The following is a 17,469-nucleotide window of genomic DNA, read 5'->3' as shown; positions in this document are numbered from 1 at the left end:
TTGAGGTCGCGGTGGGTGAGTCCTGCGTCGTGATGGCTGCCAGTGCTTCGGCCAGTCCGGCCGCGAGCACCAGCAGGCCGGTGGCAGGCAGTGGTCCGTGGCGTCGGACGTGCTCGCCGAGGTCGGGAGCGTCGAGGTACGCGGTGGCGACCCAGGGGATGGCGGCATCCGCATCGGCGTCGACGACGGGCGCGGTCCAGAAGCCGCTGATGCGGCGGGCGGCGTCGATCTCGCGGCGGAAGCGTTCCCGTACGCCGGGGTCGGCAGCCTGATCGGCGTGGACGGTCTTGACCGCGACCCGGCGGCCGCCGGGCGACTGGGCGAGGTAGACGGTGCCCATGCCGCCGGCGCCGAGGCGCTCCAGGACGACGAAGGGCCCGAACCGTTCGGGATCTCCGGTGCTCACTGCCGGGTTCACTCCTTGTGGGCGTGTGTCGGTGGCCGGGTGTGGCGGCCTTTTCAACGTACCTGCAGGAGTGGGGTTGTTAGCACACGTGGCGAGCGAGGGGGCGGTACGACAAATCGATATCTGCTTTCGAAAGTGACTCGGTACGCCTCGGGATGTGTGCATGAACTCAGATATATCAGTGGGAAGTTGACTGGCATATGCGTAGCCTTCGGCTACGCAAACGCATACCCGCAGCTTGGATCAGGCCGCGGCTGTGGACTGCCGTACACGGCATCTGGGGCGGCGGTCTGTCACACCTCGTCGTACGGGGAGATCACGTGACACGAGCACTTCGCCACCAAACAGGGCTCAACGCTGTGCGCATCCGCAGGCAGGTAGCCGCCGTGCTCCTTGCGGGCAGCCTGGTCGGGCTCGCCGGCTGCAGCGACGGCTCCGAGGCGTCGCCACAGGACCCTCGCCAGGGCCACAGTACGAGACCGTCGGCATCGCCCAGTTCGACGGCTGATCTGGAGACGGCCGAGGTCCTCGCCGCCTACACCCGGTCCTGGGAAGCCCAGAGGCAGGCCTACAACCAGGCTTCCGCCGCGGGCACCGACCTGAAGAAGACCACGACTGCGAGAGCCCTGTTCGACATCGAGAACGATCTCACGACGATGCGGAAGGCTGGACAGGTGACCACCGGCAAGCCGGTGCTCCATCCGAAGGTCGTCAAGGTGACCGCCGGCACAATCCGCACGGCGACGGTCACGGACTGCGTCGACACGACGAACTGGAAGCTGACCGACAAAGCCTCGAAGAAGGAAGTCTCGCTGCCGACAACGCGGCTCACCCGGTACCTCAGCACCGCAACGCTCGAATTATGGGGGAAGACGTGGATGGTCACGAAAATGACCGCTCAAGACCAGTCCTGCTGACCCGGCACGTCGCGGTATTCACCGGCGCCCTCGTCCTGGCCGCTACGGGCGTCGCCCGCGCCGACGACGATGCCGGTGCGCGTGTCGGCAAGTGCCAGGTCGTCAAGATCTGTGTGGGAGCCCGTGATGGTGCCCAAGCCGGCGGAAGCGGCGGGCAGGCGGGAGGCTCGCAAGGCAGCGGCAGCAAGGTGCAGTGCCGCTACGACAAGTTCGATCCGAAGCCACCGGCCTCGTGGCCGGGCTGGAAGGGCGCCGACCCGAAGAAGAACGACGTGTACTTCTACGGATGCACGGACGGCGGCCTGGACAACCCGGACGGCTTGGTCATCGTGCCCACGGGCCAGCAGCCCGCGCCTCAGGTCGATCCTCAGTTACTGGTCCAGCGCGCGGTTGACTCCATGACTCTGCTCGGTCCCGACATCGACATCAACCCCAAGCCCGGCGGCAGGGGCCTGGTGGGAATGCCGGTGTGGATGGCCGTGGATCAGTCGCAGACGACATGGGGCCCGAACACCGCGACGGCGACGGCCGGCGGGGTCACGGTGACCGCGTCCGCGACGGTCTCAAAGATCGTGTGGTCGATGGGGGACGGATCCTCGGTCACCTGCACCACGCCCGGCACGGTCTACCAGAAGTCTTACGGCCTGAAGAAGTCACCGGACTGCGGTTACGTCTACACCCAGCCGTCGACCGACGGGCCGGGTGGCACATACAAGGTCACCGCGTCCTCGACCTGGGTCATCAACTGGACCGGCGGCGGGGCGAACGGCCAGCTGACCGAGGTCCGCAACGCGTCGGTGGACGTGACCATCGTCGAGTCGCAGGCCGTCAACTCCTAAACGTCGCCCGAGATCGAAGGACCTGTAGGCCGATGGACAGCACTCAGACCTCCTTTGCGCCGCGCCGCGACGCACAGCGCCAGCCCGACCTGCCGGTCAGCACCGGTACGAAGAAGCGGCCAGGCCGTATGTGGTCGGTGCCTGTCCTGCTGGTGCTGGTCACGCTGATCGGCGCGCTCGGCGGCGCGGTCGTCGTGGCGCGAGCCGGGGACCGCACCGACGTCCTCGCCGTCGCGCGGGATGTGCCGGTCGGCCAGCAGGTCACCGCGCAGGACGTGAAGGTGGTGTCGTTCGCCGACGATCCCGGCCTGTCCCCGATCTCCGCCGCCGATCGTGTGTCGGTCGTTGGACAGCGCGCGGCAGTTGACCTGCATCCAGGCGAGTTACTCACCCGCTCGCAGCTGAGTACGCGGGGCGGGCTGGGAGACACCGAGCAGGTGGTCGGGGTCGAACTCAAGCGGGGCTTCTTGCCGCGCGAGGAGCTGCGGCCGGGTGACAAGGTAGCCGCCGTCGTCCTTCCTGCCCAGGCAACGGACACGGGATCCACCGGCGCCGGATCCATCGGAAGCGGCACTCCGGACACGATCGCGGCGACGGTGAAGTCGGTCGGTACCCCGGACTCGACCGGTGCCCTGGTCGTGAACCTGATCGTGGCGCCTGCGGACGGTCCGCTTCTGGCGACGAAGGCGGCGGCCAAGCAGATCGCGCTCGTACGGCAGCCCCGCCAGAGCGGGAGCTGACGTGGCTCTGATCGTTTTGGTGTCCGCGAAGTCGGACGGCGCGACCACCTCCGCGGCAGCTCTGGCCCTGGCCAGCCGCAGGCCGGTGCTGCTCGCCGAGCTCGACATGGCCGGCGGTACGTTGCGCCATGGGCTGTTGCGGGACGTACCGCGCGGTGAGCTACGCCTGGACGGGAACATCGGGCTGCACCGGTTGCCGCAGGCCGACTGGGAACGCGCCAGCGCTGAGCAGGACTTCACCCCGCAGGTCGCCCAGCATCTGTGGCCGCTGGACGACAGCGAGTACCGGGTCGTACTGCCCGGACTGATCGATCCGAGGCAGGCTGCTTCCCTGACGTCGACGTGGCCGACGCTGCTGAACGTGCTGCAGCTGACGGACCAGCAACTGGGCTGGGACGTCCTGGTCGACGGCGGGCGGATGGTCCTCGACGGCGGCCGCCTGCACCCGGTTCTCTCCCCCGCGCTCGTACTGCGTGAGGCCGACCTGGTGCTGCTGGTGGTCCGCATGACCGAGGATTCCCAGGCGCTCGCCTACCCCATGGTGCGCGCCCTACAGGACGATCTTGCTTCACAGGGGTCCGGGGCCCGCGCCCTGGGGCTGCTCCTCCTTGGCGAGGGATACCGGCCCGACGACGTCGCCCGCGGCCTGGAGGCGCCGGTGATGGCCAGCCTGCCGTGGGACGAGTCGGCCGCCTCATATCTGCGTACCGGGGGACGGATGCCACGCGGTGTGACGCGTTCGCGGCTGATGCGCGCCGCGCGGGACATCATGGGGCCGCTGCGTGAACACGCCGACCGGCGGCGGCTGCACCTGCAGATGCGGCAGGTCCAGGCGGCCAACCCGGCAGTCGAGCGGATCGTCCAGCAGCTCGCACAGCGCGGGGTACGTCATGGCTGACTGGCCCGGTCAAAACGGCGCCACCGGACAGAACGTGGCCACCCGGTTAGGGGGCCTGCTGTCCGAGCACGCGGCCCACCCGTCCGCACACCCCGCACCGCCCGCCGCGCCTCCGGGACCTGCGCCAGCCGCCGTCCCCGCCGCCCAGGCACTTGGCCCCCGGATTCCCGTTGGGTCAGGGGCTGGGCCTGCCGACATCGCTGCGGCGACGACCTTGCCCGGGGCGCTGCCCGTGCCCTGGGGGGAGATCACGAAGCTGCGGCAGCAGGTCGCCGACGACGCCGACCAAGTCAAGAAGGACCGGCGCCAGGCCGGCACGCCGCTGAGCGAGAAGGACCTGGAAGAGGCCGTCCGGGCCAGGGTGCGTTCCCGGGTCGCGGAGTGGGCACAGGCATGGTCGCTGAGGAACCCGCCACTCTCAGGCGGAGAACTGGAACGGGTCCGCACCGAGGTCTTCAACCTGATCTTCCTGGCGGGTGCGCTGCAGCGGGTCCTTGACCGGCCCGGCGTGGAGGACGTCCTGGTCGACGGCGAGTGGATGTACATCGACTCCCACGGCACGCCGCGCGAACGGATACGCTCCCCGTTCTCCAGCAAGACACAGGCCGTCGAATGGGTCAACCAGATGGCCGCGTCGTCCGGGCACGGCGAGCGCCTGCTGTCGTACGCCACCGGGAAGGTCGAGTTCGATCTGCCGGACGGCTCCCGCGTGGCCGCCACACTGCTGACCGACGACGTGACCATCGCGATCCGCCGGCATGTGGCGGAAGCCGCCACCCTCGCCGACCTGGAGGCGTGGGGGACCGTCGACACGATCGTCGCCTCGTTCCTTTCCGCTGCGGTGAAGGCCGGCCTGTCCATCATCGTCGCGGGCGACATGGCGACGGGTAAGACCACGTTGATGCGGGCCCTGGGTCGTGAAGTGCCCGCTCACGAACGGCTGGCGACGCTGGAGAGCGAGCCGGAACTGCGGCTGAACCACGACGACCCGGACCGGCACGCGCACGTGCTGGCCTTCCGTACCCGGGAGGGCAATGGCGAGCGGGACGCCACCGGGCGGGTCACGCTCGCCGACCTGGTGCCCGTCTCCCTGCGTTACAAGGCGACCCGGGTCATGGTCGGCGAGGTCCGCGGCGATGAGGCCGTGGCCATGCTGGAGGCGATGATCGCGGGCGGTGCGGGCTCGATGTGCACGCTGCATGCCAAGGACCCCGAGGCCGTGGTCGACCGGCTGATGGTGCCGCTGGCCCGGGCCGGGCTCAACGACCAGGCCGCCTACCGGCTCATCGCAGCCGCCGTCGACCTCATCGTGTACGTGGACGCGATCGACGAGACCGACCGGGGCGGCCAGGTGCACCGGTTCGTGTCGCACGTGTGGGAGACGGCCGGCCGCAGCGAGGGCGGCGGGGTGGGGTTGTCGCAGCTCTTCGCGCCCCGCGAGGACGTGGACGAGGTGCGAGCCATGCCCACCCGCACGCCGATGAATGAACGCCGGCTGCGCAAGCTGGAACGCAAGGGCTTCCACCGGCGCTGGCTGATCGATTACCCGAACGGGCAGTGGCGGCCGCTGCGCCGGGTGGGAGGTGCCGCGTGACCCCGTCGTACGTGTCCGCGCTCGGCATGGTCGCCGGCGCGGTGACTGCCCTGAGCCTGACCGGGTTCGTCGCCGCCGTGCGCGGTTGGCGGCCCGCCGTAGGCGGTTTGAGGCCCGGCCGGGTGCGCGGCCGCCTGGTGCGGGCGGTGGAGGAACTGCCGCCCGGCTGGAGGGACAACTACCGGCTGCTGCTGGCCGCGGCCACGGGTGCCGGAGCGCTGCTGTGGGCGATCACCGGGTGGCCGGTGCACGGGCTGCTCGCGTTCGCAACAGTGGCAGGGCTTCCGTTCGTGCTGTACCCGGGCGGTACGGGCCGCACCGAGGTGGCCCGGCTGGAGGCGATCGCGGAGTGGCTGCAGCAGCTTGCGAGTGTGCGGGCCGGCGGCAAGCCGTTGGAGGCCACGATCGTGGAACTGGACACGGTTCCGGCGCTGTTGGATCGGCCGGTGGGTCGGCTGGCTGACCGGCTGGGTTCCGGGATGCCCGCCCGGTGGGCCTATCGGGGACTGGCCGATGACCTCGCTAGCCGCATCGGCGACGACATCTCCCAGCTGTTCATGGATCACGTCACCAGCCGCGGCCCGGGACTGGCGCGCGCGCTGTCCGCGCAGGCCTTGCTGGTCGCGCGGCAGGCTGCGGATCTGCGGGACATCGACGCCGAGCGTGCAAAGGCCCGCTCCGAAGCGAGAAGGGTGTCCCTGTTCGCGATCGCCGTGGTTGCCGTGATTCTCGTCAACGGCAGCTACTCCCAGCCGTTCGCGACCCCGCTCGGCCAGCTTGGACTGCTCGTGCTGGGCGTGCTGTTCGTCGCGTCGCTGCTGTGGCTGCGTCAGATGGCCGTGATGGAGGAGGAGCCGCGCACCCTGCTCACCGCCGAGGAACGTGCAAAAGACAAGGAGAGTGAGGCGGCATGAGCCTGTCCGTGACCGGCATGCTGCTGGGCGGGCTGACCGCGCTCGGCGGCACGCTCGCGGTACGCAGCCTGCTGCCCCAGCGGCCCTCCCTCGACCAGGTCCTGCGTCGCACCCACGCCCCGGCCCCGCCCGCCGCGTCCAGCGGGACGGCGTCGAAGGGGCCCGCGCAGTGGGCGGACCGGGTCGGTGCCCGGCTGATGGAGACCGACGCGTTCGTGACCCGGCTGCCCGCCCGGGACCTGAGCCTCCTGGAGATGGCGCCCGCCTCCCTTCTGGGCCGCTGCGCCCTCTACGCGCTGGGCGGGTTCCTCATCCCGCAGTGGATCATTTTCCTGCTGCGGTTGGGCGGACTCGTGCTGCCGTTCGTCCTCCCGGCGGCCGCCGGATTGGGCGTCGCCCTGTTCATGGTGTTCAAGTGCCTGGACGATATCCGCGGCAAGGCCACCGGCGCCCGTCTCGAATACCGCTACTACATCGCCTCCGTCCTGGAGCGCGTCGCCCTGGCACGCAGCTCCGACGCCGGCGCGGCCGAGGCCCTCGCCCGGGCCGTGGAGTCGGGGGACGGCCGCGCCGCAGTCCGGATCCGGGACACCGTCGAGCACGCCCGCCTGGCCGGGGTCAGCCCCTGGGACGCACTCGGCGGGCTCGGCACCGAGCTCGGCGTACCCGACATCGCCCGCCTGTCCGCCAGCCTGAGCCTCGCGGGCGAGGAACAGGCGTCCGTCTACGACCAGTTGGAGTCCCAGGCCGAGGTCGTACGGCGAGGTCTGCTCTCGGACCGCAAGGAGAAGGCGAACGTGGCCACCGAGAAGATGCACGTGCCGGCACTGGCGATCGTCTTCCTGATGGCCGTCTTCCTCCTGGCGCCCGCCCTCGTCCGCATCCTGTCGTTCTGAGCCGCCCGCACGCTGCCATCGAGAGAGCGCCATGAACTTCCGGAGGAAAACCATGCACACCGTACGAAGCCGCTTCTCCCTCGTGCGGGACGCACTGCGTCGGCACGGCGCTGTGCTCCGCGTTCAGGCGAACGACCGTGGCGCCTCGGCAATGGAGTGGGGTCTGATCCTGGTCGCCGGGGGCACGATGGTCGGCGTCGTGTACGCCGCGGCCAACACCACGGTCGGCGAGAAGGTCACCCAGATACTGGGCTTTTGATCATGCCTGCGACACGCATAAGCCCGCGGTGGCAGCCGCCCAGCAGGCGGTGGAGGCGGCAGCCGGCCGGCAGACGGTGGTGGCGACAGGACCGCGGCGCCACGGCCCTGGACATGTCGATGGTCGTCCCGATGGCGTTCCTGCTGCTTTTCACCCTGATTCAGGGCGGCATCTGGTTCCACGGCCGGTCGGTGGCGCACCACGCTGCCCAGCAGGCCGTGGACGCACAGCGCGCGTACGACGCCGCACCGCATGCGGGAGAGGTGGCTGCTGACGCGTTCCTGGCCCGGATGGGCGGCTCGTTGAACGGCGCGAGGGTACGGGTCAGCGACGACGGCGAGACGGTCAGCGTCTTTGTGGAAGGCAACGTGATCAACCTGGTGCCGGGGTGGAGCGGGCACGTCAGCCAGAGCGTCCAGGCCCCCGTTGAGAAGTTCCGACCATGAGGTGCCGTCTGTGGCTAGGCCGGCTGGAGCGTGACCGCGGCAGCGCCGCGCTGAGCCTCGCGGTCTTCGTGCCGGTGGCACTGGTGCTGATCGGCTTCATGATCGCCTGCGGGCGGGTGGCGCTGGCCGAAGGCGCCGCCGACGCGGCCGCACGGGATGCCGCGCGCATCGCCTCGCTGGCGCGTGACCCGGCCTCCGGCGAGGCCGACGCCCGCCAGGCCGCGCAGTCCAGTCTGGCCGACTCCGGTATCCACTGCGACGGCATCAGTGTCGAGTTGGACACCACCGGTCTGTCCGCACCGGTGGGGCAGGCCGCCAGCGTGACGGCCACCGTCTCGTGCACCGCGCCTTTGAGCGAGCTTGCGCTGCCCGGCGTCGCCGGGTCCAAGACGCTCACCAGCACCAAGACGTCCGTCGTGGACACCTGGGCAACTCGGGGTGACTCATGAGCAGGTGGCGTCGACTGCCTCGTATCCCATCCAGCCTGCGGGACCGGGGCGGTATGGAGCTGTTCTACGCGGGCACCGTGCTGATCGCATTCCTCATTGTCGGCCTGGTCATCGACGGCGGGCTGGCCCTGGACCGGATGTCGGATGCCGACTACGTCGCGCAGGAGGCCGCGCGGGCCGGCGCCCAGCAGATCGACCCGGGCCAGGCCATCACCGGCGAGGCGATCGTGGTCGACCCGGACGCCGCCCAAGCCGCCGCTCGCGCCTTCCTCAGCAGTGAGGGCGTGGACGGCGACGTTGCCATCGCCGGGGACGGGCAGAGCCTCACCGTGACCGTGCGCGACACCTACCACCCCTGCTTCGCGTCCCTGATCGGCGTCGGTGAGATGTCCGTGACGGGACACGGCACCGCCACGTTGCTTCACCAGCCCGGAGGCTGACCTCATGCCCCACTCCCCCACACCCGTGCGCCGCCAGAATCGCTCCTGGCCGCGGACGGCCGTGCGCGGCCTGTGCGCAGTCGTCGCGCTGACCGCTCTGGTCGTCGGCGTGCCCGCGCTGCTGCTTGCCGTCGGCACGCTTCCCATGCCGGTGCCGACGCTGGACGCAGTGCGCGAGGTGCTGCTGAGCCCGGACGATGACGGCTCGGGGCTGCTGGCCACGATGACCGTGGCGGCGTGGATCGCATGGCTGTGGCTCGTGGTCCCCGTCCTGATTGAGGTCGTCGCCGTCCTGGCAAGGCGTACGGCCCCAAGGCTTCCGGGCATGGCAACGGGCCAGCGTCTGGCCGGGTTCCTGCTAAGCAGCATCGTGCTGGCCTCACCCGCGGCCGCGGCGAGTGCCGCCACCCCGGCCATCACCGCCACCGCGACCCACGTGCCGTCGGCCGACCAGGCAACCAGCAGCCAGCCAGGCACCCCCGCCCCGACCGCAACCGCGCAAAGGACGGCAGCGGCCGGGAGCTCCCAGGAGTTCACCGTCGGAGCAGAGGACACGACCTGGTGGGAACTGGCCGAGCAGCTACTCGGCGACGGCACTCGCTACACCGAACTGCAGCGCCTCAACCCTGACGTGCCGACCACGGCCACTGTGGTGCCCCAGGGCACGTCCCTGCGCGTGCCCGGCAGCGCCGCCGTGCGCAGCGAAGCGACCGACCCGGGCATCCGCACACAGCTTGTTTCCGGCACGCACGGCGCTGCCGGCGGGGGCGGGGACGTGGTCACCGTCAAGGCAGGTGATTCGCTCTCGCAGATCGCAGCGGAGAAACTGCACGACGGCAGCAAGTGGCCGCAGTTGTTCGAGGCCAGCCGGGGCACGGCGCAGCCCGACGGACTGCCGAATATCACGGACCCGGATGTGATCTACCCGGGACAACAGGTCACGGTGCCTGGGGCTGCCCCAGAGCGGCCCGAGCATCCCCGCGACGACACGGACAACGGATCCGGGACCGAGCGCTCCACTCCCCCGGCCCCAGACGACACCGACCGGGTACCGGGTGCCAGCACGGGAGTGGGCGAGTCGACGGCTCCCAGCCAGTCCGGGCCCTCGGGAACGAAGACCCCTGCTCCCCCGGAGCCGAGCCGGCTGGCCGAACAGCCGCCCCAGGAAGAGGGACAGGGTGCCGTGTCTACCAGGCCTTCGCCCGGCAACGGCGTGGCGTCCGCACCCGAATCGCGAAAGCCGTCGGCATCGGCCACGCCCACGACACCGACGTCCGAGACCCCCTTATCCGAGAGGTCGGCGCCGTCGCCCGCAGGCCAGATGCTCCAGCTGCGGATGGTGCTGGGCGCCGGTGCGCTGCTCGCAGCCGCGGTATCCGGCGCGCTCGCTACGCGCCGCATACTGCAGCGTCGTCGCCGCAGGCCCGGGGAGACAATCGCGATCGCCTCGGAGACCTCCTCTGCCGAGGCGCAACTGGCGGCCGCCGCCGAGCCCGGAGGCGCCGCCCGTCTGGATGCGGCCCTGCGCACGATGACCCGTCAGCTGGAGAACGAAGCCGACCTGCCGGGGCTGCGAGCCGCACGGATCGGGGCCTGCCGGCTCGAGGTTCTCCCCGAGGACCTCGCACTGGAGCCACTGGCGCCGTTCACGGCGGGCCGTGACGGTTGGTGGGCGCTGCCGGTGGACGCCGACCTCTTGGACGAAGAGGCCGCCGCAGCGGTGCCGGCGCCGTATCCGGGGCTGGTGACCCTCGGCAGCACCACGGACGACGACCTCCTGCTGCTGAACCTGACCCAGTTACCCGCGCTCCTGCTCGACGGCGATCCGACGCACATCACGGAGGTGTGCACGTCGCTCGCGATAGAGATGGGGATGAGCCCATGGGGCAGCGTCGTCGAGGTCGTCGCCGTCGGATTCGGTGAGAACCTGCCCCGCCTGCTGCCGACCGCTCGGATCATGCACATGCGAGAGGCCCTGCACGCCCTGCGGGACCTCTCCGAGCGTCTGCTGGAAATGCACCAGATTCCAGAGACCAGCCACCATCCCTACTTGCTGCTGTGCGCTGCCTCTCTCGACGGGGACACGGCGTGGCAGTTCGCCGACGTCATCGACAAGGCCCGGATCCCCGTCACGCTGATCGCACCGGCAAGCGCCGCACCGCACTTCCCCGACGCCGAGATCCTCAACACCGAGATCGACCAGCCACAGCACCTGGACTACGCCGGCACCGAGATCACGCTCCAGCGACTTGAGCACACCGCGTACCAACAGATCGCCACGGCGCTCGCCGTGTCCGGGCAGCCGGCCGCGCCTGCCGAGGGGCCGTGGGAGGAGATTCCGAACGAGCACGAGCCCGGGATGACGCCCCTGCCGGCCAGGGCTGGGTCCGATGCCCGGGTCACCGGCGCCGGAACCTACCCTTCCCACGATGCCTCCGCCGCGCCAACGACGGTGTACGCCAGTGACAGAGGCAGCAGCGTATTCCCGGCCCTCCTGGCCGCGTCGGCGGACCCAGCAGGGCTCCGACTCTTACTCACCACGCCGCCTCGCGGGAACGCCAAGCGCGACGACGACCAGGCGCTCACTGAAAGCCCGGCGCACGAACCGGCCGTTCAAATCCTCGAGCCGGAGGCCTTAGGGGATGCAAGGGAGTCGAAGGCAGACGAACTACATGCTCCGGAGATCCGCGTCTTGGGCCCGGTCGAGGTGGACGGGGTGGCCGCCTCAGGGCACGGCCCACGGATCGCACAACTCGCCGCCCTGCTCTACTTCCGGCCCGGTCGCCACGCCGACGCGCTGTGCAACGACATGGACCCGCTCGCCCCGTGGAGTTCGAGCACTCTCAACGCCCGACTGCGTGGCCTGCGCGGTGCCCTGGGAAGTGACCCGGCCGGCAACGCGTACGTTCCGCGCCGCCGCACGGGCGACGACCCGTACCGCCTTTCCCCCGCCATACGCTGTGACTGGACCACATTCCTCCAGCTCGCCGAGCGCGCGCTGTCCCAGGGGCCGGCGGGTCTGCAGGACCTGGAGAAGGCCCTCGGACTGGTACGGGGACGACCGTTCGGCTCGAAGCCACTGCCCTGGGCAGGGCCCTACCAACAAGAGATGATCACGAGGATCATCGACGTCGTCCACACCGTGGCCACCCTCCGCATCCCGGCGGGCCCGCACCATGACCTCACGGCCGCCCGGCAGGCAATCGCGACTGGCCTCGACGTCGACGACACGGCGGAGCTCCTGTATCGGGGATGGTTGAGGATCGAGCATGCAGCCGGGAACCGACAGGGATTGCATACAGCGATCACCCGCCTACAGAACGTCAACCGTGCCCTGGACTGCTCTCTGGAACCGGAGACCGAAGAACTCATCCAGGAAGTCCTGAGCAGCCAGGCCTGACCTTTCGGTGACCTCTTCTGACAGCGGAAGGCAGCGTGCCAGGCACCATGGACCCTTCTGTGCTTCGGCGAATACAGTCCCGCGGTCCGATCTGAGCTAAGACGTCTCGGCCGGCATCCCCCGGAACAAGTGATCCGCAGCAGCAGCCCTTACATCCACGTCCTTAGCCGCCTTGGCCAAGTGGATGAGAACGGCTTCAAGTTCGTGATCGGGGCTTTCTGATTTGTCGGCGAGCTGCAGGATGATCGACTGGCAGACGGCGTCGTCTGGCCGCTCGCGCACCAGGCTGATTGCCGCGGCAACCCGCACGGCCTCGACTTCGTCAGTCGTCAGGCGGCGAAGAACCTCGACGATCTCGTCGTCGTAATTCCCCAGCTCCGCCAGTTTCTTGAGTGCAGCAAGCCGAGTGTGGGGTTCGGGGTCTGCGGCCCGGCTACTGAGCACGTCGCGCACTCCATGAGCCAGGTGCCACACCTCGATGAGGCCCTTGATGGCACTATGCCTTACATCCTCGTCGTCGTCGTCCGTCAAGCCCACTAGATCAACGGCGACGTCATGATCGCCCACCCATGTGACCGCCATCGTGGCCACGGTGGAGAATCGCACGTCCTCGGGGCCCTGTCGGGCGAGGGTGAACAGGAAATCCCGGACTGCCTGATGGCCAGGCCAGCCGGAAGCGAGCAGGTGCACCACTCCGCGCTGTTGGTATGCGTCCGGAGTCATAGCGGCCACATCCAGGAGAGCCTTGCTGGATTCCGTATCGCCTGCCCACCCACCAGCCAGCGCGCTACACACAGCCGTCTGGACGGTTCGATCCTGATCGTGCACTGCACGGATCAACGCGTCACGGGACTCCGTATCGCCTGCCCACCCACCGGCCAGCGCGCGACAGACAGCCGTCCGAACGGTTTGATCCTGATCGTGCAGTACACGGATCAACGCGTCACGGGACTCCCGGTCGCCGGGGCACACCACTGCGAGGTTCCACACAGCTACTTCTCGGACAACAGCGTCTCTGTCCCGGACGAGACGGATCAGAGTCTCTCGGACACGCTGATCGTCAGGCCAGTTCTGGGCAAGAATCCGCGCCGCTGCCACTCGGCTCTTCTCCCCCGCTTCCAGCGCCGGAGAAGCCTGAGCAACTGCAAGCAGGCCGTCCAGAGCCGTCTCACTACCTGCCCATCGTGCCCCCAGCTGGCCAATGGCGAGCAACCGGACATCAGGTGCTGGGTCGTGGATAAGGCGCAGCACAACAGCCTGCGCCTCGTCGCTGTCCGGCCAGTCACAAAGAAGCGTGCTCAAGGCGAGCAAGCGGAACTCGGCAACCGTCAGCCCGGCGGCCGCCACCAGTACCGCCAACTCGTCATCGGAGCTGGAGCTGTTACCCGAGTCCGCTGCCACCACGGTCTTCTGCATCTCCTGCGCCATGAGCTTCTTCTGCATGTAGGTGTCGTGCGCCGTGCGCAGGGCACCACCGATGTCTTCCAGAGCTAACTGGGCAAGCAGTTCCTGTGGTGTTACAGACAGTGGGAGCGCTTGGTGGGAATCGCGATCCTGGCGCAGGACGCCGGCCACACCTGGGTGCCGTGAAGCACGTATGGCGTCGGTCTGGGCTTGTTCCCACAGACACTCGAGATCACGGAGCAGAGCAACGGTCCGGTCGTACTGTTCCTGCGCCGCGGATTTGAAGGCCTGAGCCTGTGCTGTCGTGGCCTGGAGGCGATCGAGTTCCGGACCGACCCTCTGCTGATGCGCCCTGGCCTCCCGCAGGATCTGCTCGGAGATCAAGTCGCGCAAGACAGCGATGATCCGCAACAACGTCACAGACAGGAAGGAGACGTCCACTAGCTCGCTGCGCAGCCGCTCCTCAGCATTGAGGGCGTCACGGAGCTCCACCTCGGCGCGCAGATGAGCGATCGTCGCGTCTCGCACGTCGTTGTCGACGGCCGCGCCTTCGCGGCCCGCAGACGTCGGTACGCCGCGCTTGGGCTTCTCATCAATAAGGGCATCGATAAGCCGAGAGGCGATTCTGCAGAGCTCCACGTACCTGTCGCGGGACAGACCGGCAGCCCTTGTCGTGATCTTCAAGAATTCGCGGGTGAACGGCCGGATTGCAGGTGGCGTAGCCTGCCCTGTGAGGTAACGCGACAGCGACGACGTCGACGTGCGCGTCCCCAGTACTTCCGCTGCAGACACCCTGTCCGGGCCCTCCGCGGTAGCCCCCTGCTCCAGCTTCCTCTTCAGCCGCCCGAAAGCTTGCTCGATCTCGTGCAGCGGGAGCCCGGCTTCATCGACTTGACGTTGAAGGAAACGGGCGTATGCCTGTCCAGCATCGGGCCCAACAGCGGCCTGACTCATCATTCCCCGAACCTCGCGTTGGTAGGAGCCCGTCCCAGATCGTCCCGACGTGTCCCTGGGACAGCCATGGGATTCCCGCACCTTCCCCCGCCAGCCTGCGAGTTTCGCGGCGCCGTCCCAGACGATCCCAGCCTGTCCCACGGCCGGTTGGCGGCTTTTGACTCGCCCCCCATTGTCGCCTCACCTCGCCTGGCTTCGCAGGGAAGCCGGGGAACGACGTGGAGGACAGCAAGCCCATGAACATCGACATCACGTGCCAGACGTCGGCGCCTGTGCACGGACCGGCTTCAGCGGGCCTGCAGGACCTGGTCGTGCAGGTCTTGTGGGCGGCAGCTCCGGAACTCCTCGGAGCGCTGGCAGCAGCACTCATTGCCGCGGCCGTCACGCGGATCGTGGCCCGGCCCGCAAGCACCCGACTCCGGCCGGTGCCGGAGTCGGACGGACAGTCCGCACCATCTGCCCCGCACGGAAGGTCTCGCGTCAATCCGGCGAAGCCTCGGATGGCAGAGCTGCGGGATGCACACGGCGAGGAGCCGCTGTCACCGCCGGCCGCAGATGATCAGCGAACGGACTGACCTCCGGAGGGGGGACTTCCGTGGGTGTGCGCTACGGCATCCGCCGCAGCGCACAACATTGACGGTTGGCAGCACACCACTCGCCCCAGCCGTCAGTCCTGCGCAAGCCGGTATGAGGGACCACGGTGCCCCGCGAGATCGATCCCGGGAGTGTCGGCAAGATCTGCGCAGTGCCCTTCGACGGCTGCGCATTCCCCCAGTGACCTGGGCGTTTTCTGATTGTGCAGGTTGCTCGGCAGTCAGCCGGCTTGGCTGTCGGTGGTGTTGTGTACGTGGCTCGTGCGGTGCCTGGTCAGCGCTTGCCAGCGCCGCTCAAAGTCCTCGGTCTCTCCGGCGACGTAGTCCGCGGTGATGGGCCGCTTGTACTGTGCGGTGATTCCTCGGACTGCGCACTCCTGCGCAACGGCCTCGTGGGACGGCTGATCGACGTCGGCGCGCTGCGCGGCCCAGACGGTGTAGACGCGAAACTGCAGGAGGTAGCGGCGCAGGGTAGCGGGGTTGACCGGCTTGTCACCGCGTCCCAGCATGCCCCTGTCGGCGAGGTAGGCGGACAGCTCCTCGGCTTCTCGTGTTGAGGTCGGCGACGAGGTACCGCGGCTGGTCTGGTATTCGATCCATGCAAGGTAGTAGCGGTCGACCGTGCTCGGCACGCCCGGCGCGTCCGGGGAAGCCTGTCCGTCTGCCGACTGCTCGTCGATCGGGGCGTTCACACGTAGCGGGCTCTGGGCCGCGGCCGCCTGAGCTGGCACACGCAGGAGGTCCTGACGCGTCTCTTGGTCGACAAACTGGCCACGGGGATACGTCTGGCCGACCTCGGCGTCTCCGGGATCCGTGCCGAGATCGGGACGCTGCTCGTCGGTGTCTCGCTCATGGAAGGCGGTGATGAACTCCACCAGGTCCTCGCCGCTGATAGGTCTTCCGCGGTCGTTCGTGATGAAGTCCCGCTCGTACACGTAGGCGGCGAGCGCGTCGGGGGTGGGACGGAAGCCGTGGTCCTGCTGGAAGCTGCGCCAGGCGCTGTAGAAGTAGTCCCCCCAGGACTGGTCGGCGGCTGCCGTCTGCTGGACGTCCGTGAGCTGCTGTGCGGCACGGGCTGCGTACCGCATCTGGAGTGCCTGGAGCAGCGGCGCCAGTTGCTCCTCAGAGAGGGGTTCACCGGTACCGGTGGAGATGCTGTAGCGGTCCCGAAGCCATAGTGCCCACTGGGTTGGTGTGGGCTCGGCCTGAAACTGGGCGAGGAAGTCCTCATACGGCCCGGCGTACCGGTCCGCGTACTGCTGAGGGTCCGACGCACGGGGCGTCGGGATCGGCTGTCGGGCGTTCGTTCGTGAGTCTGCCCCCGGCGTGGCTTCGTGCGGCTCCGCTTGACCGCGCCCGGTGAGTGCTGGCGCTTCGTACGGCAACTCGATGCGCTGGCCGGGCTGGGTGGGGCCTGCTTCCACGCCCAGTTCAGCAGGGGCCTCGATGCCAGCGGCAGCGAGGCCGGCGGCTGCGGTGTCACGGAGGCGGATTCCGTATCTGGCCAGCCGGAGCGGCATCAGGGACTCCACCGGGGCCTTGCGGCGCCAGGCGCGCCCGAAACGTGACCGAAGGCGGGCCTGGTAGACGAGTCGATCCTGCTCCAGCTTGATGACCTGGTCGTAGGAGCGCAGCTCCCACAGCTTCATCCGGCGCCACAGGAGGAACGTGGGGACCGGCGAGAGCAGCCACCGGGTGAGGCGGACCCCCTCCATGTGCTTGTCCGCCGTGATGTCCGCGATCCGGCCGATCGCGTGGCGGGCGGCCTCGACGGCGACCACGAACAGGATCGGGATCACCGCGTGCATGCCGACGCCCAGCGGGTCCGGCCAGGCCGCCGCGCCGTTGAAGGCGATTGTCGCGACGGTCAGCAGCCAGGCCGTCTGCCGCAGCAGCGGGAAGGGGATGCGGATCCAGGTCAGCAGCAGGTCCAGGGCGAGCAGGACGCAGATGCCCGCGTCGATGCCGATCGGGAAGACGTAGGCGAAGTTCCCGAAGCCCTTCTTGATGGCCAGCTCTCGGACGGCCGCGTACGAGCCGGCGAAGCCGATGCCGGCGATGGTCATCGCGCCGGTCACGACCACACCGATGAGGATTCGTTGTGCTCGGGTGAGTCCCTGCTTCTCGCCGTTGCCCGCGGTCGCCACGATGCTGCTACGCCCCCTGTGTCCCGTCTGGCGCTTCACTGTGCGAAAGACTCACACTCCCATGTCCGGGGTGGGGTTGGCTCGCCCCGGCCCAGATACCTGGACAATCGGAAGTGAATGGTGCTGCGATCTTCCCACTACATCTCGCTGCACTAAATGATTTTCCGTTTGCG

The 17,469-nt window shown here is 68.9% G+C and carries 14 protein-coding genes and 1 pseudogene; 13 read left to right on the top strand and 2 right to left on the bottom strand.

Annotated elements, in window-relative coordinates; all coding sequences use genetic code 11:
• Positions 1–97: 97 nt before the first annotated feature.
• The 13 genes from ACZ5K7_RS36645 to ACZ5K7_RS36585 all read left to right on the top strand — a co-directional run bounded on the left by ACZ5K7_RS36645 (position 98) and on the right by ACZ5K7_RS36585 (position 12,198).
• On the top strand, positions 98–730 hold the full coding sequence (locus ACZ5K7_RS36645; RefSeq protein ID WP_468920709.1) for a hypothetical protein: 633 nt from the start codon (positions 98–100) through the stop codon (positions 728–730).
• Positions 731–765: 35 nt separating this feature from the next.
• Positions 766–1,323 carry a hypothetical protein gene (locus ACZ5K7_RS36640; protein WP_468920706.1) on the top strand — a complete coding sequence of 186 codons (558 nt, stop codon included), beginning with the start codon at positions 766–768 and terminating at the stop codon, positions 1,321–1,323.
• Positions 1,281–2,162 carry an ATP/GTP-binding protein gene (locus ACZ5K7_RS36635; RefSeq protein WP_468920704.1) on the top strand — a complete coding sequence of 294 codons (882 nt, stop codon included), beginning with the start codon at positions 1,281–1,283 and terminating at the stop codon, positions 2,160–2,162. The genes ACZ5K7_RS36640 and ACZ5K7_RS36635 overlap by 43 nt, the downstream gene beginning before the upstream one ends.
• Before the next feature lie 32 nt (positions 2,163–2,194).
• Positions 2,195–2,902 (top strand): SAF domain-containing protein, encoded by a 708-nt coding sequence (locus tag ACZ5K7_RS36630; RefSeq protein ID WP_468920702.1) that lies wholly within the window; start codon positions 2,195–2,197, stop codon positions 2,900–2,902.
• A 1-nt stretch (position 2,903) separates the two neighbouring features.
• Positions 2,904–3,800, top strand: a complete 897-nt coding sequence (locus ACZ5K7_RS36625; protein ID WP_468920699.1) for a hypothetical protein — start codon at positions 2,904–2,906, stop codon at positions 3,798–3,800.
• Positions 3,801–4,032: 232 nt separating this feature from the next.
• The gene (locus ACZ5K7_RS36620; protein WP_468920697.1) at positions 4,033–5,394 is read left to right on the top strand and encodes a CpaF family protein; all 1,362 of its coding nucleotides are present in this window, start codon (positions 4,033–4,035) and stop codon (positions 5,392–5,394) included.
• Entirely contained in the window at positions 5,391–6,308 is a 918-nt protein-coding gene (locus ACZ5K7_RS36615; RefSeq protein ID WP_468920694.1) for a type II secretion system F family protein, read from the top strand. The genes ACZ5K7_RS36620 and ACZ5K7_RS36615 overlap by 4 nt, the downstream gene beginning before the upstream one ends.
• Positions 6,305–7,204: a type II secretion system F family protein gene (locus tag ACZ5K7_RS36610; RefSeq protein ID WP_468920691.1), complete on the top strand. Its 900-nt coding sequence runs from the start codon at positions 6,305–6,307 to the stop codon at positions 7,202–7,204. Before ACZ5K7_RS36615 ends, ACZ5K7_RS36610 begins: the two co-directional genes overlap by 4 nt.
• A 52-nt stretch (positions 7,205–7,256) precedes the next feature.
• Complete coding sequence (locus ACZ5K7_RS36605; RefSeq protein ID WP_468920689.1) at positions 7,257–7,463, top strand: hypothetical protein; 207 nt, start codon at positions 7,257–7,259, stop codon at positions 7,461–7,463.
• A 2-nt stretch (positions 7,464–7,465) separates the two neighbouring features.
• Entirely contained in the window at positions 7,466–7,909 is a 444-nt protein-coding gene (locus ACZ5K7_RS36600; RefSeq protein WP_468920686.1) for a TadE/TadG family type IV pilus assembly protein, read from the top strand.
• Positions 7,906–8,358, top strand: a complete 453-nt coding sequence (locus ACZ5K7_RS36595; protein WP_468920683.1) for a TadE/TadG family type IV pilus assembly protein — start codon at positions 7,906–7,908, stop codon at positions 8,356–8,358. Before ACZ5K7_RS36600 ends, ACZ5K7_RS36595 begins: the two co-directional genes overlap by 4 nt.
• 53 nt (positions 8,359–8,411) lie before the next feature.
• Complete coding sequence (locus ACZ5K7_RS36590) at positions 8,412–8,798, top strand: hypothetical protein (RefSeq protein ID WP_468920681.1); 387 nt, start codon at positions 8,412–8,414, stop codon at positions 8,796–8,798.
• A 4-nt stretch (positions 8,799–8,802) separates the two neighbouring features.
• Positions 8,803–12,198, top strand: a complete 3,396-nt coding sequence (locus ACZ5K7_RS36585) for a LysM peptidoglycan-binding domain-containing protein (protein WP_468920678.1) — start codon at positions 8,803–8,805, stop codon at positions 12,196–12,198.
• Positions 12,199–12,294: 96 nt separating this feature from the next.
• Here the strand turns inward: ACZ5K7_RS36585 and ACZ5K7_RS36580 are convergent, their stop codons facing one another.
• The gene (locus tag ACZ5K7_RS36580; RefSeq protein WP_468920675.1) at positions 12,295–14,559 is read right to left on the bottom strand and encodes a HEAT repeat domain-containing protein; all 2,265 of its coding nucleotides are present in this window, start codon (positions 14,557–14,559) and stop codon (positions 12,295–12,297) included.
• A gap of 2,032 nt (positions 14,560–16,591) precedes the next feature.
• Positions 16,592–17,215 (bottom strand): annotated as a pseudogene (locus ACZ5K7_RS36575) (DUF2637 domain-containing protein); the annotation flags it as partial.
• Positions 17,216–17,469: the final 254 nt, after the last annotated feature.

This window comes from Streptomyces sp. NPDC031497 (assembly GCF_055580905.1).
The sequence above is the reverse complement of the archived record's forward strand: the minus strand, read 5'-3'. Positions and strand labels throughout refer to the sequence as shown.

Coding starts and splice junctions, on each gene's coding strand:
- ACZ5K7_RS36630 (WP_468920702.1), top strand. CDS start 2,195: ATGGACAGCACTCAGACCTCCTTTGCGCCGCGCCGCGACGCACAGCGC.
- ACZ5K7_RS36610 (WP_468920691.1), top strand. CDS start 6,305: ATGAGCCTGTCCGTGACCGGCATGCTGCTGGGCGGGCTGACCGCGCTC.
- ACZ5K7_RS36605 (WP_468920689.1), top strand. CDS start 7,257: ATGCACACCGTACGAAGCCGCTTCTCCCTCGTGCGGGACGCACTGCGT.
- ACZ5K7_RS36600 (WP_468920686.1), top strand. CDS start 7,466: ATGCCTGCGACACGCATAAGCCCGCGGTGGCAGCCGCCCAGCAGGCGG.
- ACZ5K7_RS36595 (WP_468920683.1), top strand. CDS start 7,906: ATGAGGTGCCGTCTGTGGCTAGGCCGGCTGGAGCGTGACCGCGGCAGC.
- ACZ5K7_RS36590 (WP_468920681.1), top strand. CDS start 8,412: ATGGAGCTGTTCTACGCGGGCACCGTGCTGATCGCATTCCTCATTGTC.
- ACZ5K7_RS36585 (WP_468920678.1), top strand. CDS start 8,803: ATGCCCCACTCCCCCACACCCGTGCGCCGCCAGAATCGCTCCTGGCCG.
- ACZ5K7_RS36580 (WP_468920675.1), bottom strand. CDS start 14,559: ATGATGAGTCAGGCCGCTGTTGGGCCCGATGCTGGACAGGCATACGCC.